This window comes from Sinorhizobium fredii NGR234 (assembly GCF_000018545.1).
Taxonomy (GTDB): Bacteria; Pseudomonadota; Alphaproteobacteria; order Rhizobiales; family Rhizobiaceae; genus Sinorhizobium; species Sinorhizobium fredii_A.
The window spans coordinates 2,040,044-2,062,677 of sequence record NC_012586.1 but is presented as its reverse complement, the minus strand read 5'-3'; the positions used below and the strand labels follow the sequence as shown (position 1 = coordinate 2,062,677).

Here is a 22,634-nt window from a genome sequence, read left to right as displayed (position 1 = left end):
GCTCACATCTCGTCGGCGATCGTGTTTCTCAAAATGCCGATGCCGTCCGCTTCGACCTCGACGACATCGCCGGGCTTCAGCCAGATCGGCGGATCGAAACGGGCGCCGGCGCCGGTCGGCGTGCCGGTGACGATCACGTCGCCCGGAACCAGTGTCGTGAAGGTGGAGATGTAATTGATGATCTTGCGGAACGGGAAGATCATCCGGCTCGTCCGGTCGCTCTGGCGCACCTCGCCATTGACCCGGGTTTTGAGCTTGATATCGGCGAGCTGGCTTTCGTCGGTGAACGGCACGAGCCATGGGCCGATCGAGCCGGTCCGGTCGAAATTCTTGCCCTGGGTGACGTTGAACTTGGCATGGCGCACCCAGTCGCGGATCGTCCCTTCGTTTGAGAGCGACAGCGCCGCGATGTGGTTCAGCGCCTCAGATTCAGGAATGCGGCGGCCGCCCTTGCCGATGACGATGACGATCTCGCCCTCGTAGTCGAGTTGCGGGCTCTCCGGTGGCCGGATCAGCGGCTCGTCGTGACCGGTGAAGGAGCGCGGGAAGCGGATGAACAGCGACGGGTTGGCGGGGGCAGCCTGTCCGTCCTTGTATTCCTCGTTGCGGTCGGGAAAGTTGACGCCGACGCAGACGATCTTTTCCGGCGACGGGATCGGAATCTCGAAGCGGATGTCTTCGACCGGGAAGTCCGGCGGCAAGGATGCGCTTTCGGCGGCGAGTGTGGAAAGTGCGCCGTCTTCGATGACTTCGCGAAGCGTCGGCCAGCGTGCGCCGTGGCGGGCCGAGAGGTTGACGATGCCTTCTTCCGTCAGAAGGCCGTAGCCTTGACTGCTATTGCGGGTAAAGTTGACAAATTTCGGACGGGACATGGGGTCTACCTTCGGGCGGCGCCAAGGCTGTTGGCGATTTCGGTGATGACCTCGAAGGCCGTGTCGGCGTCCTGCTCAGTCATATCGAACTGCCCGGCCTGGAAACGGATCACCACCCGTCCATCGACGCGGGTCTGGGTCAGGTAGATCCGCCCGTCATCGTTGATGGCGTTGACGAGGGCGAGATTGTGGGCGTCGAGGTCGCCGCTGCCCAAGTGCCGGAAGGAGAAGAGCGAGAAGATCGGTTTCGTGACGATCTCGAACCCGTCCTCCCGGCCGAGCCGCTCGGCAAGCGTCTCCGCCCAGGCGACGTGGTTGCGGATCATTCCTTTCAGCCCTTCCAGGCCATGGAACCGCAGGAGGAACCAGAGCTTGAGCGCCCGGAAGCGCCGGCCAAGCGGCACCGTCCATTCGGAATAGTTTATGATGCCGTCCTTGCCGTGGGTCTTCAAATATTCCGGCTTGATCGCCAGCGTACGGACCAGGTCGTCCGGGCTTCGGATGAAATGCGCCGAGCAGTCGAACTGGGCGCCGAGCCACTTGTGCGGGTTGAAGACGACGGAATCGGCTTCCTCGACGCCGGCCCAGAGGGGCCGGAATTCCTCGCAGATCATCGCCGAGCCGGCCCAGGCCGCGTCCACATGCACGTAAAGGTCATGGGCGCGGGCGACCCGAACGACGTCAGCGATATTGTCGCAGGCGCCGGTGCTCGTGCCGCCTGTACAGGCGATGACGCCGGCGGGCACGTAGCCGGCTGCCTTGTCGCGGAGGATCGCCGCTTCCAGCGCCGCACAATCCATCGAACGGTGTTCACCCTGAACCGGGATACGTACGAGATTGTCCTCGCCGACGCCGGAGACCCAGATGGCGCGGTCGATCGACGTGTGAACCTGATCCGAGGAATAGACGCGCAGTCTCGGATTGGCGCTAAGCCCCGCCTTGTTGCCGTTCCAGGCCAGCGCGCGCTCGCGCATGACGAGGACGGCCGACAGGGTGGCGGAGGAGGCCGAATCCTGGATTACGCCGGCGAAACCTCCCGGCAGGCCGATCGCCTGGCGCAGCCAGTCGAGCACCCTCGTTTCGAGCTCGGTTGCGGCAGGTGACGTCTGCCAGAGCATGCACTGGGCGGCCATCGCCGTCACCAGATACTCGGCGACGACGGAAACCGGCGCGGCATTGGCCGGGAAATAGGCGAAGAAGCGCGGGTGCTGCCAGTGCGTCATCCCCGGAACGATGATTTTCTCGAAATCGGCAAAGATCGCCTCCATGCTCTCGCCGGTCTGCGGCGGGGAGGCTGGTATCTCAGCGGTGATGTCGCCGGGCGCCGTTTGCGCGCGCACCGGCCGGTCGCGAAGCGAAGCGCGGTAAGCGGCTCCCCAGTCTGCGGCCTTTCTCGACCATTTGGCGAACGTGGCTTCATCCATCTCTCGGTCTCCTCGAGGACATTTGTTGTACGCGTCCGATCGTCAGGGCGCGATGATCGGCTGCGCCTTCAGCACGGAGTCCGTCACAGGCGTTCCGGCGAAGAGACTGCCATGCTCGAACCAGGACTTCGGGGCGGGCGCCCCCCACAGCGTCTGGCGCTGCGGATCCTTGAGATCCCACTTGATCGGCTCGAGATCCGGATCGACCGTCTGGTAATCCGAGCAGTAGATCTCGACGCGGTGGCCGTCCGGGTCGAGGATATAGAGGAAGAAGGCGTTGGAGATGCCGTGGCGGCCGGGGCCGCGCTCGATATTCGAGACCCAGCCGGTGGTCGACATCAGGTCCAGAAGGTCGATGATGTTGAGCGGCGTCGGCACCCAAAAGGCGGTGTGGTGCAGGCGCGGGCCGCGGCCGTTGGTGAAGGCGATGTCGTGGACGCCGCCCTTGCGATGCGTCCAGGCGGCCCAGAGGCGGCCAGTTTCCTCGTCCTCGGTGTATTCGGTCACCCGGAAACCGAGCTCGTTGTAGAAGGCGACCGATTCATCGACATTCGGCGAGAAGCAGTTGAAGTGGTCGATCCTGAGCGGCTTCACACCCCTGTAGAGCGCGTATTGCTGGTGGATCGGCGGCAGGCGGTCCATCTTCGAATAGAATTCGAGCGGGATGCCGTGCGGATCGCGGGTGCGGAAGGTGTGCGCCTGATAGGGACGCTCCACCCATTCGACCGGCAGGTCCTTGCTCTTGAAGAAATGCGCCGCCTTGTCGAGGTCTTCGTCGCCGAACACTTTGAAGCCGAGGTCGCGGGCCTCCGCTTTCTCCGCTTTCTTCAGGACGATGCAATGATGGCCGCGCTCTTCCATGGCGCGCAGGTATATCGAGTCAGATGTTTCGTCGGTGACCTGCAGTCCGAGCGTGTCGACGTAGAAGGCGCGCGACCTGGCAAGGTCGGTCACCCCGAGCTCGACATGAGAAAGCCGCACGATGTTGAAGGGCGGGTAGAGATTGGCATTGGGTATCGGCATCGGTCCTCCTCCGGCCCGCGTCCCAAAGGGACTGCGGGCAATTCATTCACGGTTGCTGTGTCAGCCGCCAAGTTTCTGGATGGCGTGCGGCCTGGTCGCGAAGGCGACGTTCTTCGTCTCCATGTAGAAGTCGAAGGACCAGTCGCCGCCGTCGCGGCCGATGCCGGAGTTCTTCACCCCGCCGAAGGGCGTCGGCAGGTGGCGCACATTTTCGGAGTTCACCCAGATCATCCCCGCCTCGAGGCGATCGGTGAAGCGGAAGGCGCGGGTGACGTCCGCGGTCCAGAGATAGCCGGTCAGGCCGTACTGGACGTCGTTGGCAAGCGCCAGCGCCTCGTCCTCTTCCTTGAACGGGATGGCGGTCAGCACCGGACCGAAGATTTCCTCCTGGGCGATGCGCATCTTGTTGCTGGCCCCAGTGAAGAGCGTCGGCGACACATAGCAGCCGCCGCCCGGACCGTCGAACTTGGCACCGCCGGCGGCCACCCTGGCGCCTTCGGAGCGGCCGATGGCGATATATTCGAGCACCTTCTTCTCGTGCACCGGATGGATGAGCGGGCCGACGACCGTTTCCGGATCGAGCGGATGTCCAACCTTGATGCGGCTCGCCTTCTCGGCGACCAGCGCGGTGAATTTCTCGTAGATCGTTTCCTCGACCAGCAGTCGCGATGACGAGGTGCAGCGCTCGCCGTTCAGCGAATAGATCATGAAGACGGCGGCATCGGCGGCGCGCTCGAGATCGGCATCGGCAAAGACGATGACAGGGTTCTTGCCGCCGAGCTCGAAATGCACGCGCTTCAGCGTCTCCGCTCCCTGACGCATGATCATAGAACCGGTACGGCTTTCGCCGACGAAACCGATCGCCTTGATCAGCGGATGCTCGGTAAGCGCCTTGCCGGCATCCTCGCCGAAGCCGTTGACAAGGTTCCAGACGCCCTTCGGCAGGCCGGCCTCCTCGGCGATCTCGACCAGCAGGCGGGCCGTCAGCGGCGAGAATTCCGCCGGCTTGTGGACTATCGTGCAGCCCGCCGCGAGCGCCGGTGCGATCTTCCAGGTCGACAGCATGAACGGCGTGTTCCAGGGCGTGATTACGCCGACTGGGCCGATCGGCACCCGGGTCGTCAGGTTGACCTGGCCGTCGGCGCGCAGCGACTTGCCGTCGCGGGCCTCCGGGGCGCGATCGGCGAAGAAGCGGAAGTTTTCCGCGCCGCGCAGCGCCGCCTTGGCCATGAATTTCAGCGACTGGCCGGTATCCATGCATTCGACGAAGGCGATTTCCTCGGCGCGGGCGACGATCGCATCAGCGACCTTGTGCAGCAGCTTCTTGCGCGCCTCCCCGGGCATCGCCGCCCACTCGGCGAATGCGGCCTTGGCGGACTTGGCGGCGCGATCGATGTCCTCGGCATTGCCGCGCGCGACCGATGCCAGTGGCTTCAGATCGACGGGCGAGATGGTCTCGTAAGTCGAGCCATCGGCGGCCGCGACATCCTCGCCGCCGATGCGGTTCAGGACACCCTGCTTCTTGAACCGGGCGAGGTAGTCCTCCGCCTTGGCGATGTTTTCCTGCAGTTTGGACATTATCTGATCCCTGGTGTTTCTTTTGTGCCGGCCGCCTGTTGGCTATCGGCCGCGAAGGCGCGGATGGATCGCGTTCCTCTTCCAACTCAGGTCCGGATCGATCTCGCGGATTTCGAGTGAGAGTGCGAAGTGCGGGGTCTCGAACAAAGGCGCGAGCGCCTCGCTCGCCGCGGCGAAGATTGCCTCGCCGGCGCGCTTCTTTTCCTCCGGTGAGCGGCCGGTGCCGATGCGAAAGTTCAGGTCGACGAAGGCATTTTCCGGCAGCTGATCGGCGATAGCATAATCTTCGCAACGGACCGCCCGGACGCGCACGGCGCCGATTTCGAAGAGCCCGGTCGACAGCACGCCCTTCAGCAACCCGCGGCAGAGCGCTCCGATGTCGGCCCGGCCGTCGAGATTGGCGGAATATTCCACAGTGAGATGCGGCATCGGTCCTCCCAGGCGCCGTTCTATTTGATTAACATGTTAAATATATAGGCGGATGTCAAGCGGCATTTTGCAGACCGCCCGTTCGACGGCCGCCTGTCAGCCGCCAAAGCTGCCGGCCTGGGTCGGCACATGCACGTAGTTGCGGTCGAAATAAAGCAGCGCGTGTCCGTCCTTGCGGGTGCGGATTTCGACCACCTCGCCGATGAAGATGTTGTGCGTGCCGACCAGGCGGGCCTCGACCATGCGGCAGTCGAAGGAGACGATCGCATCGGCGAGCGCCTGGCTGCCGGACCTCAGTTCGTTCCATTCGGCAGTTGCATAGCGGGCTTCCATGTCGGCCTGCTGGCCTGCAAAACAGGCGGCGAGGTCCTTGTGCTCGCCGGTCAGCACGTTGACGCAGAAACGGCGGTTCTCGACAAAAAGGCCGGTCTGGGCCGAGCGGCTGTTCATGCAGACGAGCAGTGTCGGCGGCTCGTCGGTGACAGAGCACATGGCGGTGGCGGTGAACCCGCCGCGCCCGGCGGATCCGTTGGTGGTGATGACGTTGACGGGGGCGCAGACCCGCGCCATCGCGTCACGGAATTCGGTCTTCGTGACGGGAGCTTCCATGACTGCCCCCTCATTCGGCCGCGTTGCGGATGGCGGAGGCGTCGTCGAGCGGCGGCAGCCAGGTGTCTCCCGTCCAGCCGTTCTCGTCGTAGTCGGCCATGCACCGGTCGACCAGCGCCTCCATCTCTTTGAGCCGCCCGCCACGCTCGGCGCCCTTCAGCACCTGCAGCCGAACCTCTTCCGGCGCGCCGGCATAGTTCAGTTCGTAGAGCGCATGGCGCCCGCCGAATTCGGTGCCGGTCGCATCCCAGAGCAGCTTCATGATCTTGATGCGCTCGATATGACCCATGTCGTTCGAGCCGCGGACATATTGGGCCAGATAGCGGTCTATCTCCGGATTGGCGAAGTCCTTCGCCGAGGAGGGCAGATAGATAAGGCCGGAGGCGACGACCTTGCGGACCGTTTCGATGACCCGCGGATAGGCTTCCGACATGAAGGTGCGGTAGGAGAGCGCCGCTTCGAGATTCGGCAGAACGGCGCCATTGGCCCAGGGAATGGGGTTATGGGCCATCGCATTGGAAAAGCTCCAGAACATGTGCCGCAAGGCGATCACCTCGCCGAGTGCCGCCTGATTGCCGCGGAAGGCATCGCCGCCGGTGGCCCGCAGGGCCTTGGCAAGCAGCCCGGCGAGGAAGTCGAGCTTCACGGCAAAACGCGTGCAGCCCTGGAAGCAATAGCCATGCATGAAGCCCGAGGCCGGGTGGAAGGAAAGAATCTTCGCCGCATCGCGCAGCACCAGCACGTCCTCCCAGGGCACGAAGACGTTGTCGAGGACCAGGATCGCGTCGTTCTCGTCGAAGCGCGACGAGAGCGGATAGTCGAAGGGATGGCCGGCGCTGTTGGCGGTCTGCTCGTAGGAGACGCGGCAGAACATCTTGATGCCCGGCGCATTCATCGGGACGATGAACATCACCGAGAGTGACGGGTCCTCGGTGACCGTCGCCGAGCTCTGGGCGAGGAAATTGTAGTGCGTCAGCGCCGACGAGGTCGCGACCACCTTGGCGCCCGATACATAGATCCCGGCGTCGGTTTCCTTGGTGATGTGGACGAACACATCCTTCACCGCGTCGGCCGGCTTGTGGCGGTCGATCGGCGGATTGACGATGGCGTGGTTCATGAAGAGAACGGATTCCTGTGCCCGCTTGTGCCAGGAAAGTGCGTTCTCCTTGAAGGGGCCGTACCAGTCGGCATTCGCCCCGAGCGTGTTCATCAGCGCCGCCTTGTAGTCGGCGGTACGGCCCATCCAGCCATAGGACATGCGCGCCCAGTCGGCGATCGCGCCCTGCTGCGCGGCGAGCTCGGCGGAGGATTTCGCGACGCGGAAATATTTGTGGGTGTAGCCGCCCGATCCGGTGTCGGTCGGCGCCGTCAGGCGGTCCTTCGTCTTCTCGTCGTGCAGCGCATCATACATCCGGGCGATCGAACGAGCCGAGTTGCGCATCGAGGGATGGGCCGTGACGTCCGCGATGCGCTCGCCGTTGATATAGACCTCACGCCCGTCGCGCAGGCTCGCCAGATATTCGGCGCCGGTAAACGGACGGGTCTTGTCGGCGCGGTGATCTTCGGATCGCATCTTGAAATTCCTCCCTTGAAATGTTGACAAAAGCTAAGACGGCGGCGGCCGGCAGGCCATGGACAAAGAAGGCGATTCGCTGGTACTTTTTCGGGTATGCCTACGAGAAATGACGTCCCCTCCTTCTTCGTCTATGGCGAGCCCAGCCGCGAACTCGACGTCGGCTTCCTGCACGTCGAGACCGTGATGGAGCGCAAAAGCCTCCATCTCGGCCATGTCGCCCCGCACCAGCACCCGCAGATGGGACAGATAACCTATTGGTTTCAGGGAGGAGGCACGTATCGGATCGAGGAGGAGACTTGGAATTTTTCGGCTCCCGCCATCAGTTTCGTGCCGAGCAGCGTGGTCCATGGTTTCGATGTCGGCGAGCAGTCGGATGCGATCGTCGTTTCGATATCGGACGATCTCCTGCGGGCAATGGCGCAGCAGGTGGACCTGGGACTCGATGTGCCGGTTCTGCTGACGGGAGAGACGCTCGACACGAACTGGGCGAGGATCGGCGCGCTTCTGGAGATGATTGCCGATGAGTACCGCGCCGGCGCGAGCGCCAGCGAGAAGGTGCTCGTCGGGCTGATATCCGTCGTCCTTTCGCTGATGGCCCGGCTCGGCGGAACCGGCGGCCTTGACGCTGCGCCGCCGACGGTCTCGTTGGGCATGGCGCTCCGCCGCGCCATCGACCGCCACTACAAGGAAGATTGGCCGGTCGGCCGCTATGTGCACTTTCTGGCGACGACCCCGCATCTGCTCGACAAGGCGGCCCGCGAGGTGTTCGGGCAAACGGTCAAGGATATGCTGCTCGACCGGCGGCTTCTCGAAGCCAAGCGGTTGCTGAAGTTCACTATTCGCCCGGTGGAGGATATCGGCCGTGAGATCGGCTTCGACGACCCGGCGTATTTCTCGCGTTTCTTCCGCAAGCGCACCGGCGAAGCGCCGGCAGCCTGGCGCAGGCGGCAGCTGGAGGCCAACGGCTGAAGGTGCAGGAAGCCGCCCGGCTTCAGCCCCAACCCTCCCGAAGAAATGGTTTGGCGAGTTCGAGTGCTTCCCTGACGTATCGCGCCAGCCGTTGTTCCGCATCCGGAGTGGCCGGCCGCGCGCCGATCCAGCCGATATAGGTGAGGCTTCTGATGAGCAGGAAGAGCGGCAGTGTTTCGAGGGCCGCTTCCGGCAGCGGCCGCCGTCGGCGGTATCCGGCGATGAGCGACGCCCGGATCAGCTCGAAATGCGGCTCGCGCCGGTTGCGGAGAAGTGTCGTGGCGATGTCGAACATCCGCCAGCCGTAACCGGCATCGTCGAAATCGATGAGTTCGACATGAGCAGGTCCAACAAGGACGTTCTCGCGCACCAGGTCCGCATGGATGAGGCCGTAGTCGAGCCCGGCATGGTCCGCCGCCCTCAATTTCTCTGTGAGCCGTGGCCGCAGCGCCGCGAGCTGCCTTGCCGCATCCGGCGTCAGTCCCTGGCAATCCCAGAAACGCCCCCAGAGCGGCGTTTCCCCGAGCAATCCGTCGAAGTCCCATGCCGGACGGGCGAAGGATGCCGCCGGTGTCCAGCGGTCGGAGACATCGTGTAGCTCGGCCATCGCCTCGCCGAGTTGTCCAAAAATCGTAGCGAGCCGTTCGGGCGGGTGGCGGAGCGGCTCGCCGGAGCGGCCTAGCTCTTCACCATGCATCCAGCTGACGATGTCGGCATGCTGGGGCGCGAAATCCGGGGTGGACGGCAAAGTGACGAGATCGCTGCCGTCAAGGGTTGGGATCGGCGCCGGAACATGCAGCCCGCCGGCCTTGAGCGCCGCCATCCACTGCAGCTCGGAAGCCAGTGCGCGATCGTCGTGGTAACCGGGGCGATGCAGCCGAAGGGCGGCCGGCGCGCCGTCTGCCAGGCGGACCCGGAACACCGCGTTCTCGCGGAATTTCAGGAGGACGGGAGACTGGTCGGCCAGCCCCCAATGGCGAAGTGCCTCCTGTGCTCGTCCGTGGAGGGCGGCCATCGGCAAAGCGATGCTGTGCTCGTCCATCGCGCCGCTCACAGGCCAAACAAGACGTCGTCGAAGGTCGACAGCATCAGGTCGGCATGCTCCGTCGAGAACGGCATCGGAGGCCTGATCTTGGTGCTGCACTCGTGCACGCCGATCTTGCCCATCAGCACGCCGCGCTCGCGCATCGCGTTTACGATCCTGGTTGCCAGTTCTGGTGCCGGCTTTTTCGTCCCCCGCTCGAGGACGAATTCGGTGCCCATGAAAAGACCGCTGCCGCGAACGTCGCCGATGACCGAATGTTTCTCGGCGAGTTTCTTGAAGGCGGCCCGGGTGTATTCGCCGACGTGCCACGCATTCTCGATGAGCTTCTCGTCTTCGATCACGTCGAGCACGGCCATCGCCGCGGCGCAGGAGACCGGATTGCCGCCGAAGGTGTTGAAATAGCGGAACGCCTTGCGGAAGGTGTTGAGTGTGTCGATGTTCGCCACGACGCCGCCGACCGGATGGCCGTTGGCCATCGGCTTGCCGAGCGTCACGACATCCGGAACGATGCCGGCGCGCTGATGGCCCCACATATGCGAACCGGTGCGGCCGAAACCCGGCTGGACCTCGTCGGCGATGACGAGGCCGCCGGCCTTGCGCACGGCGGCGACGGCCTTGTCGAGGAAGCCGGACGGCAGATCGGGAAAGCCCTCGTTGGCGAAGAAGGGATCGATGATCAGGGAGGAGAAGCCGTGCGGGCTTTCCTCGAGCGAGGCGATCGCCTTTTCCACCTCCGCGGCGAAGGCGGCCGCAAAGGACTCGCCCGGAACACCGCCGAGCGGCCGGTAGCTGTCCGGCGCCGGCACATGCCGCACATGGCCACCATAGCCGCCGACCGGCGGCATGCGGGTAGAGAGCTGCGACACCGCGGCCGTATTGCCGTGATAGGTGTGGTTCGTGGCGATCACGCCCGTCTTGCCGGTTACCGCCTGCGCCATGCGCAGCGCGATGTCGTTCGCCTCGCTGCCGGTGCAGGTCAGGACCGCCGCATTGAGCGTCCTATCGAAAGTCGCCGTCAGGCGCTCGACATAGTCGAGAATGCCCTCGTGCAGATAACGCGTGTGGGTGTTGAGCGTCGAGGCCTGCCGGGCGATCGCCTCGACGACGCGCGGGTGACAATGGCCGACATGCGGCACGTTGTTGTAGCAATCGAGATAGCGCCTTCCATCGGCATCCCAGAGCCAGACGCCTTTGCCGCGTACGAGGTGGACCGGATCCTGATAGAAGAGCGACATGTTGCGGCCAAGCAGACGCTCGCGGCGGGCGATGAGAGCGGCGTTGTCAGGCATCTCATCGGCCCTCAGCGGCGGCAAGACCCGCATCGAGGGCGTCGACGATGCGAGCCACGTCCTGCGTGGTGATGACGAGCGGCGGCGACAGGATGACATTCGGCCCCGAGGTACGCACGAGGACACCGGCCTCGTAGGCGGCATCCTGAACCGTCTGCAGGACCTCCTTCGAGGCCGGGGTCTTCTTCGCCCGATCGCTGACCAGTTCGAGCGCGCACATCAGCCCCTTGCCGCGCACGTCGCCGACAAGCTCGTGCCGGTTCTCGAGAGTCTTGAGGCCGTGCAGCAGCTCTTCGCCACGCGCCGCGGCGTTGCCAGCAACATTCAGCCGCATTGTTTCCTTCAGCGTCGCAAGCGCTGCGGCCGCGCCGACCGGATGGCCGGAATAGGTATAGCCGTGACCGATCGTGCCGACACCGCTCTTGCTGCTTTCGAACACTTCGGCGACCTTGTCGGCGATCATCACCGCGCCGAAGGGATAATAGCCGTTGGTGATCGCCTTGGCGGTGGACATCAGGTCGGGCTTCACACCCCAGAGTCGCGACCCGGTCCAGGCCCCCGTCCGGCCGAAGGCGGTGATGACCTCGTCGGCGATCAGCAGGATGCCGTGCCGGTCGCAGATTTCGCGCATCAACGGCAGGAAGGTCGCGTGCGGGACGATGACGCCGCCGGCGCCGAGCACCGGTTCGACGATCAAGGCCGCGATCGTGTCGGCGCCCTGGAAGGCGATCTCCTCCTCGAAGAGGCGCCCGATCGCCGCGGCGATCTCCGCGCCGTCGCTGGTGCCGAACGGATTGCGGTAGGCCCAGGGTGCCGGCAGATGAAAGACGCCCGGCAGCAGCGGCTCGTAGTTGCGGCGGAAATTCTGGTTGCCGTTGACCGATGCGCCGCCAAAATGGGTGCCGTGATAGCCCTTTTTCAGCGCGACGAACTTGGTGCGCTCGGGCTGGCCGTTGATCTTGTGGTATTGCCGCGCCAGGCGCAGGCAGGTTTCGACCGAGTCCGAACCGCCGGAGGTGAAGAAGGAGCGGGTCAGCCCGTCCTCCTTGAACCATTCGGCAAGCTCGCAGGAGAGCTCGATCAGCGGCGAGTTGGTCGTGCCCCGGAACGTCGAATAGTAGGGCAGCTCATCCAGCTGGTCGCGGATCGCCTTTTTCACCGGGTCTGAGGAATAGCCGAGATTGACGTTCCATAGCCCTCCGACCGCATCCAGCACCTTCTTGCCGTGGATGTCGACGATCTCGACGCCTTCGGCCGCATTGACGATGCGCGGCGGACAGGCCTGCATCTCTGCCGGATGCGCCATCGGGTGCCACAGGTGGCGGGCATTGTTCTCGATCAGGAAGTTGGTCTCACGCATCGGTAGTTCCTCTTTGTTCAGAGCCCAAGCATGGCAAGCGCGCGGGCATAGCCCTCGGCGGGCTGGGTGACGTCGAAATGCACGTAAGGCAGGCGCACCGCCTCGGCGCCCTCGATGTTCTTCTTCTGGTCGTCGACGAAGACGCAGGCTTCGCTCGGCAGGGAAAGCTCGGAAAGGACGAGCCCGTAGGCGCGCGGATCGGGCTTCAGCATCTTCGTGTAGGTTGCATCGACGATGACGTCGAACAGCTCGATCAAGGGAAAGCGCCGGCGAAATTCAAATCCGTAGAAGAGGTCGAGTTCGTTCGACAGGATGGCAAGCTTCAGCCCGGCGGCCTTGACCCGAAGGATCGCATCGCGAGCCTCGGGACGCAGCACCAGTTCCGGCTCGGCGCCGCGGGCGCGGCGCACGAAGGTCTGCATCTCGGTCCATTCCTCGCCGAGCATCCGGCCGACCTCGCTTGTGCGGGCGAGCCAATAGTCGCGTTCGGTGATCTCTCGGTTCTGCATCGCCACCCAGAGCGGATCGGTCGACGGATCGAATGGACCGCGCCAGGTGAGCGACCCCGGCGGCAGGCCGAGGGTACGCTCGGTAATGTCGTGGGTCTCGAACAGCGTGCGGGTCACCACGCCGCCGAAGTCGAGGATGAGTGCGCGGTCGCCGGTCATGGCCGTCCTTCCGGGATGATGCCTTCAGCCACCCAGGTGTCGAATATTTCAAGTGCTTTTTCGGAGAATGCCGGGGCGTTGATATGCGCCTCGATCTCTTGCAGGGCGACGGTCGCCGGCAGCGCCTGGCGAATTTCGTCCAGGAAGGCGTCGAGCCCCGCTGGATCGTGGAGCGGCTCTTCGGGCCTATCCCATTCCTGCAGGCCCCCAACCGGCAACAGGAATGCGACCTTCGCTTTGGCGGTCGCGAGTTTTCGCCCCACGAGCCGGGCAATCTCGCGTCGACCTTGGGGCGAGCTGGTGACCGATCCGATCAACCGGTTATGGGCGTGGTAGGGGCGGTCCGCAAGGATGGCAGGCAGGTCCTGCCACGCCTGAAGATCGACCATGTCCACGGCTCCGGGAGCGACGATCTGCGGAATGCCGGCGCGTCCGGCATTTTCCAGTCGATCCGGTCCGGAGGTGACGACGGTGCCGTAGTGGTGATTGCTGACTTCCTGGATGCAGAGGTCGAAAACCGCCGCGAAACCGTTCTGTGCGGCGATCGCCTCGAAAGCGCGCCCGCCCATGCCGGTCGCATGGAAGACGGCAACGTCGTAGCCTCGCTTCTCGAGCTCCGGCTTGAGATGCTTCATATATTTGAGGCAGGAGGAACCGAGCGACGTCATGCCGATCAGCGGCCGCTCGCCCTCCGGCTTGGTGCCGTGTTTCGCCGCTCCGACCACCGCACCGCAGGCTTGCGACAGGACGGACCGGCAGATGCCGTTCAGACCATAGAGACCGCCTGCCCAGAGGATCATCATCAGATCCGGCGCGATGCGCTCCGGCGGAACGAGGTGGGAATAGGCGATCGTCGAGACGACGAATTTCGGTACGCCGAGCGGCAGCGCTGCGGCAACGTCGAGGGCTAAGTCCGTTCCCATGGAGCCGCCCAGCATGATCACGCCGTCCATCTGTCCCGCATTGTGGAGGTCGCGCGTGAGAGTGGCTGCACCCTTCGCCATGAGGGCCATGGCACTGTTCTCGTCGCCGCTGGCGACGATCGCTTCGATGGATGTTCCGGCCGCTTCGGCGATGTCGTGCCTCGAGTAATCGGGTTTATAGGGGGGATCGCCCAGGATGCTGACATCGACCATGACCGGCAGTCCGCCCGCTTCGTCGATGACGAACGCCATGAACTGGAGTTCGTCGCATTTTGTGTCACCGGTTCCGATGACGAGTATCCTTGGCAATGGCGCCGCAGAGCCCATCAGCCTGTCCTCCTGATCTGTGCACTGGTTCCCGTGGGTCTTTCCGACCCGTAGTATTTTTCCGAGATCGCGCTGGCCGCGGCGGCGACTTCAGCGCCGAAATCCATAAGCGCCGCCTGGTCGGCCCTGACCATCGGCGCCGCGATGGCGACGCAGCCGATCGGGCGGCCGCCGGGTGCGCGGATCGGCGCGGCCGTGCTGACGACGCCGGCCTCGATGCCCTGGTTGCCTATGGAAAAGCCGCGCGCCGTGGTTTCATCGAGAAGGCTGCGCACCGCCGCCGGGTCGGCGATCGTATGATCGGTGAATCTTTCAAGCGGCTTTGACAGCACCGCGTCGATCTCAGCCGGGGAGCAGAAGGCAAGATAGGCAAGCCCGGAGGCCGTCGCATGGAAAGGCAGCAGGGTCCCGACATCGACATTGACGCGGTGTGCGCGCGGCGAATCCTCGACATGGATGGTCGAAAGACGGCCGCCGGAATATTCCGAGAGATGCACCGTTTCGGTCGTGGATTCCGCCAGCGCCTTGATGAAGGGAACGGCGACGCGCAGGAACGGGTAGCGCGCCTCGCGGATGCGTGCCAGGCGGACTGGCGCCGAGCCGATGCGATATTTGCGCGTCTCCGGATCCTGCTCGACGAAACCGTGTCTTTCCAGTTCGACGAGAAAGCGGCGTGCCGTCGCCTTGTCGAGCGCACAGCGGCGGGCAATGTCCGTCAGCCCGGCTTCCCTGTCGAGTCGCGACACCGTGTCCAGCAGTGATAGCGCCTTGCCGATCGTGCTCATTGTTCCTCCTCTCGGGTTCGGATCGTGCCGGTTTTCAGCTTCGGCCTGCGTTCATTCCGTCCCAAGTCAGTCCGCGAACCTTGTGCCGCAACGCGATGCGGGAGGCCCAAGATACTTAACACGCGAAATAACTTGACAGACGCCAGCTTTGTTTGCAAGTCTATATTTGAAGCAAAGGTTCACATATTGAACCATATGCGCTGAAGGGCGTGCGATCAACAAAAAGCACCAAGCGTCGCCCGTCAGTCCGGTGTCGTGGAGGACGCATGCGGAAAAGCCGCGGCGTTTCGGATAGTCTCAAGATCAAGGGGAACGAACGCATATGACTACACAAAGCTCCCAGGGCGCAGGGGCGAACCAGCTGCGCAAGAACAGTCTCGGCGTCGGCGCCGTGACATTCCTCGTGGTCTCCGCCGCCGCGCCGCTGACGGCGGTGGCCGGCGGCGTGCCGCTTTCCATGCTGCTCGGCAATGGTGCGGGCATCCCGCTGGCCTTCCTTCTGGTGACCGCGATCCTGCTGCTCTTTGCCGTCGGCTATGTCGCCATGGCGCGCCACATCCGCAATGCCGGCGCCTTTTATGCCTATACGGCGCAAGGTCTTGGCGGTCTGATGGGGGGCGCGGCCGCGCTCATCGCCATCCTCGCCTACAATGCCATGCAGATCGGCGTCTTCGGCCTGTTCGGCGCGGCAACCTCGGGGTTCTTCGCGGAGCAACTGGGCCTCGCTCTTCCGTGGTGGGTCTGGACCTATATCGGCATCGCCATCGTCGCCGTATTCGGCTACCGCCGCGTCGACCTCTCGGCCAAGGTGCTGACGGTGCTCGTCGTCCTTGAATACCTGGTGGTGCTGGTGATCGACGCTGCCATCTTCTTCAAGGGCGGCGACAGCGGCATCTCGGCGGCGCCGTTCACGCCAACCGCCTTCTGGAGCGGCACGCCGGCCGTCGGCATCCTGTTCTGCTTCGCCGCCTTCATCGGCTTCGAGGCGACGACCATCTATAGCGAGGAAGCCCGCGAACCGGGGAAGACCGTGCCGCGTGCCACCTATATCTCCGTGATCGTCATCGGCCTCTTCTACATGCTGACCTCCTGGCTGATGGTGAACGGCGCGGGCGTCGACAAGCTCGTTCCGCAACTGCAGGGCCTTGCCGATCCGACGACCTTCCTCTTCGGTCTCGCCGAGCGCTATGTCGGCCACGGGATCACCGTCGTTATGAGCCTTCTCTTCATCACCAGCCTGTTTGCCGGTGTGCTCGCCTTCCACAACGGCGTGGCGCGCTACATGTATGTGGCCGGCCGCGAAGGTCTGCTGCCGAAATCGGTCGGCGTCACCCATCCGGTGTTCCAGAGCCCGCATGTCGGTTCGATGATCCAGACCGTCATCGCCATACTCGTCGTGGCGCTCTTCGCCTTCACCGGCCAGGACCCGGTTCTGGGGCTGTTTTCCTGGCTCACCAATGTCGGCACGTTGGCAATTATCCTGCTGATGGCTTTCACCGCCTTCGCGATCGTCGCCTTCTTCGGCCGCAATCCGGGCCTCGAAAGCAACGTGCTGGCGACCAAGGTCCTGCCGGTCGTGACCGGCGTGATCCTGCTCGGCCTGGTTTACTACATCGCTATGAACTTCGGTGCGATCGCCGGCGCCAACGGCGCGCTCGCCGTGCTGCTGCCGGGCCTCGTCGTGATTGCCGCGCTCATCGGCATCGTCGCCGCGGCGCGCCTGAAGTCTGCCGATGCGGTGGGTTTTGCCCGTCTGGGCGCCGGGCAGGAAGCCTAGAGCGGGATGATGGAAAAGTGTGTGCGGTTTTCCGCCCGCATTCCGCTCTAGCTTATTAGAAAACAAAGACCTGAAGCGTGCCGTGTGTACGTTTTGAACACGACGCGCTTTAGAGACCGAACTATGATGGCGGGCGTCTTGTCCGCCATGTCTTTCCAAGGAAGCCGAGCCATGCAGGACAAGATCGATCAACTCCGGACACTGCCCGTCGCGCCGCAGTCCCTGTTCATCGGCGGCGCATGGCGAGAACCGATCGGCGACGCCGTCCTTGACGTCATCTCTCCGATCGACGGCCGCAAGCTGACGACCATCGCCGATGCCGGTGCGGAGGATGTCGATCTTGCCGTCGAAGCGGCGCGCGGCGCCTTCGAAAAGGGCATCTGGTCGAAAGCCGTCCCCGCCGAGCGCAAGAAAGTCCTTCTGAAGATCGCCGAGCTGATCGACAGGAACGCCTTGGAACTCGCAGTGCTCGGCGTGCGCGACAACGGCACCGAGATTTCGATGGCGCTCAAGGCCGAGCCTGGCAGCGCCGCCGGCACCTTCCGCTACTATGCCGAGGCGATCGACAAGGTGTATGGCGAGATCGCCCCGACCGCCGAAAACGTCCTAGGCCTCGTGCACCGCGAGCCTGTCGGCGTTGTAGCGGCGATCGTTCCGTGGAATTTCCCGATGATGATCGGCGCCTGGAAGATCGCACCGGCGCTTGCCGCGGGCAATTCCGTCGTGCTGAAGCCCGCCGAGGGCGCATCCCTGACCCTCTTGAAGCTGGCGTCCCTCTGCGCCGAGGCGGGGCTTCCGGAGGGCGTGCTCAACGTCGTCACCGGACGGGGCGCGACCACGGGCGAGGCGATCGGCCTGCATTGGGATATCGACGTGCTGGCCTTCACCGGCTCCGGCGGCGTCGGGCGTCGGCTGCTTGAATATTCGGCGCGCTCCAACCTCAAGCGCGTCTATCTCGAACTCGGCGGCAAGTCACCGAATATCGTCTTTGCGGATGCGCCGGATCTCGAGCAGGCGGCCCGGATCTCCGCCTATGGCATCTTCCGCAACTCCGGCCAGGTTTGCGTTGCCGGTTCGCGTCTGCTCGTCGAGAAATCGATCCATGAAGAGTTTTCACGGAAAGTCGCGGCCATCGCCGCCGGGATGAGAGTTGGAGACCCCTTGCAACTCTCCACCGAGGCCGGGGCGATTTCGAGTGAAGTGCAGCTCAGGAAGAACCTCGATTTTGCGGAGCAGGCGATGGCCGAAGGTGCGACGCTGCGCACCGGCGGCAGGCGGATCCGCGAGGAGACCGGCGGTTTCTACATGCAGCCGACCGTCTTCGACGTCGAGCCCGGGATGACTCTCGCCAAGGAAGAGGTCTTCGGCCCCATCCTGTCGGTCATTCCCTTCGAGGACGAAGCGGAGGCGTTGCGTATCGCCAATGCCAGCGATTACGGCCTAGCCTCTGCCGTCTGGACCGCGAACCTCTCTCGCGCCCACCGCATGATCCGCGGCATCCGCGCCGGCGTCGTCCATGTCAACACCTATGGCGGCGCTGACAACACCGTGCCGCTCGGCGGCGTCAAGCAATCCGGCAACGGCCATGACAAGTCGCTCCATGCGCTCGACAAGTATGGCGACCTGAAGACCGCCTGGATTCAGCTTTGAGGCCGCCAACCGCTGGAGACGGCTGATCGCGCCGGGAGTCGTGCCGCGGAAAGCGCTGCGCCCCATCGGTCGCTCGCTGGGCAATCCGGTTCATGTCCAGTGTTGCTGCCGTCGCGGCCATCCTTGCTGCCGCGGCCCAAGACCTCTTCTTTGAGCTTCCAGTTGTTGTTGTAAAAAGCAGCAACGTTTGGCCTGCCGCTTTTGTAAGCTATTGATTTCGTTAGGCACGAATTCGGAAAAAGCAATCTCTCTTGGCCCTAAATCCAGTCAAAAATGGCCCAGCGAATAGCGCGACGGGCGTTTTCAGGCACAAAAAAACCGGGCAATCGCCCGGTCCTGCGCATGATTATTCGATTTGATGGCGACTCACGTTGCCGTCGAAACGTGATCACTCGACGGCTCTCCGGCCACTGCTTTCGTATCCCTTCGTATTGACTGGGCCACGCGAGCAACGACGTTTGAGCGGTGTGATTCAATGTCAGCACGCCGGTAGTACGCGGCATAGAATACGCTCCGATCAAAAGCCGGTTGGACGCCGAGCAATGCCAGTTCGCGGAATAGCCGCGTCGGGCTTGTTCCAAGTTCTTTCGCGAGATGGAAGACCGACTGGTATGTCGACCTGAACGCGTCGAAATCGGCGCGGGCCACGGAGCGAACTTTTCTGCCATCCGGCTGAAGCTTCACCGCCGACGCAGGGATATGCCCGTGGTCGACGAGCGCTGCGACTGTGCCGGGAGTAGCGTTCAGTTCCTTTGCAATTGATTGCGCGGTCATCCTGTCGGTATTGCGCCTTTTCCGCCGAATCTTCATGCGGATTTCAGCCGGGTCGACGAGCAGAGCGGCATAGCCGTGCTCGCTCCTGCTATATGCAACCGTCTTCAATTTTCCTTCGAGCAGCAGACGGATCACATCCTTGGTGGGGCGATGCGCTTTCCGGCTAGCGCGTTCGATGGGCGAGAGCCAAGGAGAGGCTTCCTGCACAGTAATCCGCTGCCTCAGGTCATCGCGAAAACGCTCGAGTTCCATCCTTGTGAAGAATGGAACGGTGCCGCAGTTCCCTCCCTTCTTGATCGCCAAGCAGGGTTTCAGGTACTCGTCCGGATCCATCCGGTCCACGACGTCGCCGGCATCGGCGCTGGCCTCGTCGACCGCAATGGTCCCATGATCAGCATCGCGTTCGATGACGCGATACTTGCCCTTTTCCTTCCCGGAACCCATCCGCCGGATGCGTGTGCGTTCCGTGATGAACTGAACGTCAGAAGCCAGGCTCTTAATCGTGCCCAACAGCACTGGGAAGAGGTCGTCAGTGTCGGAAAGACGCGTGCGGCGTCCGTCACACATCCTGACGTAGGCTTCGCTGATCAGTTCGTCGGCATCGGCAAGGCATGCCGTCGCGCACTTGACGGCAAAGCGATAGGCGTCCCGCTTCTGCGCGGACGTCATCCGGTCGAAGAACTCGCTTACCTCCTCTTCCGAGCAAGGTACGCGCTTAGAGCCGGCTTCGGCATCCATTCGACATCTCCCACAACATCCCGTCGACTCTCCTCCCGAATGTCATGCGCGCAGCAAACCCGATTCAGACAAAAATTAAAATTGTCTGAATCTCGAAATCCCGCGCTTTCCTCTTAGGGGCCCTCCCAAGCCGCGCCGAAACCTTCGAATTCAGGAACATGACTATGACTACATCCGCATACAGGGGTAAGAACCCCTTCGAAGATCCGCTTGATCGCATCCTGGCTGAAATCGCCATCAGCGTTCAGTTGCCTCCGTCCCTCCATGCCAAGGCCTGCCAGCGCTACAAAACCGTGCGCGAGTATCTGGAAGGCTCGACCGAGTTCAAGGATCAGATCGAGCATTTCTATGCCCAGGGATCGATGGCCATCGACGCGACGATCTCCACGCGCGGCACCGACGACGAGTACGACATCGACATCGTCGCCCAGCTTGGCGGTCGCTATCGCAACATGACGCCGCTCGCGATCCTGCACGCGCTCGCCGCCGCCCTGCGTGACTATCCGGTTCAAAAGATCGTCCAGCAGACCCGCTGCGTGACGCTGTTCTACGCTGATAACATGCATCTCGACGTGACACCGGCGCTTCGCGATTACGGTACCACCGACCGTCAGTCGGCGATTACCCATGCGAAGGGGCCGCTGCCGTCCAACAACGACTGTATGGTTTCGATGAATGCCTACGGGCATGCCGAATGGTACAAGGCGCCGCACACCGAATGAGGAGCGTGTGATCGAAGCCTTCAAGGACCGCTGGTTCGGTGACCAGCGCCTCAGCATCCGCGCCGAGGCCGAAGTCGACGAAGTTCCCGATCAGACCGAGTTCGTCGTGAAGAACATGGCGACCGTCGCGTTGCAGCTGCTGAAGCGCTATCGCAACGTTCGCTACGCGAATTATAGCGGCCGCATTCCGCCGTCGTTCATGCTGTCGTATTTCGGCGGCGCGGCGGCGCTTCCCGACATGAAGCTGTCGGACATGCTGATCCGCATCTGCCGCTGGATCCATGTCTACGACCGTGACGGCGACCCGAGGCTGTGCCTCTGCGACCCGGCGGCGGACGAGTGGGATGCAACCATGCACCTATCCCGGACGATTGTCCCCTGGAGCGCCGATTGGCTCGCCTGCTATGAGTTGTGGCTCATGACCGGGCGCTGGACCGGCGGCGGGCGTCACCCGATCCCTCGCGCAGCAGGAGTTGCATTATGACCTACCAGCCGCCTCGCCGTTCAGACGGCACCCTTCAGCAGACGCGAAAGAAGGAGCCGTGGCCTGAAGGCCGGATCTTCCGCATCCTGTCGATCGACGGTGGCGGCATCAAGGGCATCTTTAGCGCATCCTACCTCGCCGAGATCGAACGGCGTTTTCTGGACGGGCAGTCGATTGCGGGTCACTTCGACATGATCACCGGCACGTCGACCGGCGGCATCATCGCCCTGGCACTGGGCGCCGGGATGACGGCCCGACAGGCTGCCGAGATCTACACCGAGCGTGGATCCCTGATCTTTCCGAAGGGCAACAGGATCTTCGATCTCCCGCACTGGCTGCGGCGCCCCAAGCACGATCAGAGCGTCCTGAAGGATGAATTGCTCAAGGTCTTCGGTGACCGCCTGCTCGATGACGCGACGACGCGTCTGGTCATACCGAGCTTCGAGGGGCGCTATGGCGAGCCCTATATCTACAAGACCCCGCACCACCCGGACTACAAGAAGGACCGACACGCGAAGGCCGCGCACGTCGCGCTCCATACGTCGGCTGCTCCGGGCTACTATCCGGGGGTGGAGAATGACGGCCATATTATGATCGACGGGGGCATCTGGGCGAACAACCCCGTCATGAACGCCGTGGTCGATGTGCTTGCCTGCTACGATCTTCCGCGGGAGAGCATCCGTGTTTTGTCGATTGGCACGGGAGACGAGGTCCTAGGGCTGGACGAAGGCGTCCGAAACGGTGGGCTCCTGCGCTGGATCTTTCCGGGATCGGGCAAGGCGCCGATGATCTTTCGCGCGGCGGCGAAGGCCCAGTCTCACAACGCCCTTGGCCAGGCGTACCTTCTCGTCGGCAAGCAGAACGTCGTCCGCATCGATCCTCCGGAATCGGAAAATCCCATCGGCCTCGACGACGTCGAGCGTGCGGTGACGGAACTGCCCCGGCTGGCGCGTTCGCATGCTGAGGCGACCGGGCACTACGTCAACCAGATCTTCCTCGGCGACGCGGCGGACCGTTTCGTGAAGTGCGCGCTGTCAAGTGTCCGAACCGATGCTGCAGATTGACGGCCGCTTTTGGGATAACCAACTGCTCATCGGAACGGCGGAGATGAGGACGCGTTGCTGACAGGCTGCTCAAGCTGGAACCGGCCCGTCAGTCTCGGGGCCGACTACCGACCGTCCGCTGCTAGAAGGTGCAACACGAAAACCGGACACATGGCCGCCCGATGCCAAGGTCTGAAATTGGCGCCAAAGACGACCTTTAGCTCCGCTGCTCTCGATGGCGCTAGCGGGTGGAGAGCGGAGGTTTGGCTGTCCCTTGATTGAGGTCTGGTTCGCCCTAGGGAAACGGACGTTGACACCGGCACAGACGAGTCGACACGACCGTCCTACGGTATCATCATGGGCAAGTCGCGCATCAGGTATTTTGTTCGCATGGGCTACGTCGAAAATCAGAGCTGACAACGCCCTTAGCCAAGATGGTAACGTATACAGTCGCGCTCCACCACAAATGGCAACGATTACATTGCGGGGAACCTCAACGAAGAGGGAACTATTCCGCTCGGTGGGGTGGCTGCTGCTGAGATCGGAACATAAGGGCAAACCGATCGATT

At 63.3% G+C, this 22,634-nt stretch carries 20 protein-coding genes; 6 read left to right on the top strand and 14 right to left on the bottom strand.

What is annotated here, in order from left to right; translation table 11 throughout:
* Positions 1–2: 2 nt before the first annotated feature.
* From NGR_RS09665 to NGR_RS09635, 7 genes are all read right to left on the bottom strand, one after another.
* Positions 3–872: a fumarylacetoacetate hydrolase family protein gene (locus tag NGR_RS09665; protein WP_015888082.1), complete on the bottom strand. Its 870-nt coding sequence runs from the start codon at positions 870–872 to the stop codon at positions 3–5.
* A 5-nt stretch (positions 873–877) separates the two neighbouring features.
* Complete coding sequence (locus NGR_RS09660) at positions 878–2,296, bottom strand: pyridoxal phosphate-dependent decarboxylase family protein (protein ID WP_015888081.1); 1,419 nt, start codon at positions 2,294–2,296, stop codon at positions 878–880.
* A gap of 42 nt (positions 2,297–2,338) precedes the next feature.
* Entirely contained in the window at positions 2,339–3,319 is a 981-nt protein-coding gene (hpaD, locus tag NGR_RS09655) for a 3,4-dihydroxyphenylacetate 2,3-dioxygenase (RefSeq protein WP_015888080.1), read from the bottom strand.
* Positions 3,320–3,379: 60 nt separating this feature from the next.
* Complete coding sequence (gene hpaE, locus NGR_RS09650) at positions 3,380–4,897, bottom strand: 5-carboxymethyl-2-hydroxymuconate semialdehyde dehydrogenase (protein ID WP_015888079.1); 1,518 nt, start codon at positions 4,895–4,897, stop codon at positions 3,380–3,382.
* A 42-nt stretch (positions 4,898–4,939) separates the two neighbouring features.
* Complete coding sequence (locus NGR_RS09645; protein WP_015888078.1) at positions 4,940–5,326, bottom strand: 5-carboxymethyl-2-hydroxymuconate Delta-isomerase; 387 nt, start codon at positions 5,324–5,326, stop codon at positions 4,940–4,942.
* Between the two features lie 96 nt (positions 5,327–5,422).
* Positions 5,423–5,935, bottom strand: a complete 513-nt coding sequence (locus NGR_RS09640; protein ID WP_015888077.1) for a flavin reductase — start codon at positions 5,933–5,935, stop codon at positions 5,423–5,425.
* Positions 5,936–5,945: 10 nt separating this feature from the next.
* On the bottom strand, positions 5,946–7,508 hold the full coding sequence (locus tag NGR_RS09635) for a 4-hydroxyphenylacetate 3-hydroxylase N-terminal domain-containing protein (protein ID WP_015888076.1): 1,563 nt from the start codon (positions 7,506–7,508) through the stop codon (positions 5,946–5,948).
* 96 nt (positions 7,509–7,604) lie between these two features.
* On the opposite strand from NGR_RS09635, the gene NGR_RS09630 reads away from it, so the two are divergent.
* Positions 7,605–8,480 (top strand): helix-turn-helix domain-containing protein, encoded by an 876-nt coding sequence (locus tag NGR_RS09630; protein ID WP_015888075.1) that lies wholly within the window; start codon positions 7,605–7,607, stop codon positions 8,478–8,480.
* A gap of 22 nt (positions 8,481–8,502) precedes the next feature.
* Here NGR_RS09630 and NGR_RS09625 read toward each other — a convergent pair whose 3' ends face one another.
* Genes NGR_RS09625 through NGR_RS09600 form a run of 6 tightly spaced genes read right to left on the bottom strand, consistent with a single transcriptional unit; the run spans position 8,503 to position 14,877 of the window.
* A complete protein-coding gene (locus NGR_RS09625; protein ID WP_015888074.1) occupies positions 8,503–9,522 on the bottom strand; it encodes a phosphotransferase enzyme family protein in 1,020 nt (339 codons plus the stop codon).
* Positions 9,523–9,530: 8 nt separating this feature from the next.
* Entirely contained in the window at positions 9,531–10,814 is a 1,284-nt protein-coding gene (locus NGR_RS09620; RefSeq protein ID WP_015888073.1) for an aspartate aminotransferase family protein, read from the bottom strand.
* Between the two features lies 1 nt (position 10,815).
* The gene (locus NGR_RS09615; RefSeq protein WP_015888072.1) at positions 10,816–12,174 is read right to left on the bottom strand and encodes an aspartate aminotransferase family protein; all 1,359 of its coding nucleotides are present in this window, start codon (positions 12,172–12,174) and stop codon (positions 10,816–10,818) included.
* Between the two features lie 17 nt (positions 12,175–12,191).
* A complete protein-coding gene (locus tag NGR_RS09610; RefSeq protein ID WP_015888071.1) occupies positions 12,192–12,842 on the bottom strand; it encodes an HAD-IA family hydrolase in 651 nt (216 codons plus the stop codon).
* A complete protein-coding gene (locus tag NGR_RS09605; RefSeq protein WP_015888070.1) occupies positions 12,839–14,092 on the bottom strand; it encodes a Tm-1-like ATP-binding domain-containing protein in 1,254 nt (417 codons plus the stop codon). The genes NGR_RS09610 and NGR_RS09605 overlap by 4 nt, the downstream gene beginning before the upstream one ends.
* Positions 14,092–14,877, bottom strand: coding sequence for an IclR family transcriptional regulator (locus NGR_RS09600; RefSeq protein ID WP_015888069.1), 786 nt, complete (start codon positions 14,875–14,877; stop codon positions 14,092–14,094). The genes NGR_RS09605 and NGR_RS09600 overlap by 1 nt, the downstream gene beginning before the upstream one ends.
* 322 nt (positions 14,878–15,199) lie before the next feature.
* On the opposite strand from NGR_RS09600, the gene NGR_RS09595 reads away from it, so the two are divergent.
* Both NGR_RS09595 and NGR_RS09590 read left to right on the top strand, forming a co-directional pair.
* The gene (locus NGR_RS09595) at positions 15,200–16,654 is read left to right on the top strand and encodes an APC family permease (RefSeq protein ID WP_015888068.1); all 1,455 of its coding nucleotides are present in this window, start codon (positions 15,200–15,202) and stop codon (positions 16,652–16,654) included.
* A gap of 171 nt (positions 16,655–16,825) precedes the next feature.
* Entirely contained in the window at positions 16,826–18,304 is a 1,479-nt protein-coding gene (locus tag NGR_RS09590; protein ID WP_015888067.1) for an aldehyde dehydrogenase, read from the top strand.
* Between the two features lie 366 nt (positions 18,305–18,670).
* Here NGR_RS09590 and NGR_RS09585 read toward each other — a convergent pair whose 3' ends face one another.
* The gene (locus NGR_RS09585) at positions 18,671–19,816 is read right to left on the bottom strand and encodes a hypothetical protein (protein ID WP_015888066.1); all 1,146 of its coding nucleotides are present in this window, start codon (positions 19,814–19,816) and stop codon (positions 18,671–18,673) included.
* Positions 19,817–19,980: 164 nt separating this feature from the next.
* Here NGR_RS09585 and NGR_RS09580 point away from each other — a divergent pair, with 164 nt between their 5' ends.
* From NGR_RS09580 to NGR_RS09575, 3 genes are read left to right on the top strand one after another with little or no spacing between them, the layout of a single operon-like run.
* Positions 19,981–20,538 carry an SMODS domain-containing nucleotidyltransferase gene (locus NGR_RS09580; protein ID WP_015888065.1) on the top strand — a complete coding sequence of 186 codons (558 nt, stop codon included), beginning with the start codon at positions 19,981–19,983 and terminating at the stop codon, positions 20,536–20,538.
* 7 nt (positions 20,539–20,545) lie between these two features.
* Complete coding sequence (locus NGR_RS33085) at positions 20,546–21,022, top strand: hypothetical protein (RefSeq protein WP_015888064.1); 477 nt, start codon at positions 20,546–20,548, stop codon at positions 21,020–21,022.
* Positions 21,019–22,086, top strand: coding sequence for a CBASS cGAMP-activated phospholipase (locus NGR_RS09575; RefSeq protein WP_015888063.1), 1,068 nt, complete (start codon positions 21,019–21,021; stop codon positions 22,084–22,086). The genes NGR_RS33085 and NGR_RS09575 overlap by 4 nt, the downstream gene beginning before the upstream one ends.
* Positions 22,087–22,634 lie beyond the last annotated feature (548 nt).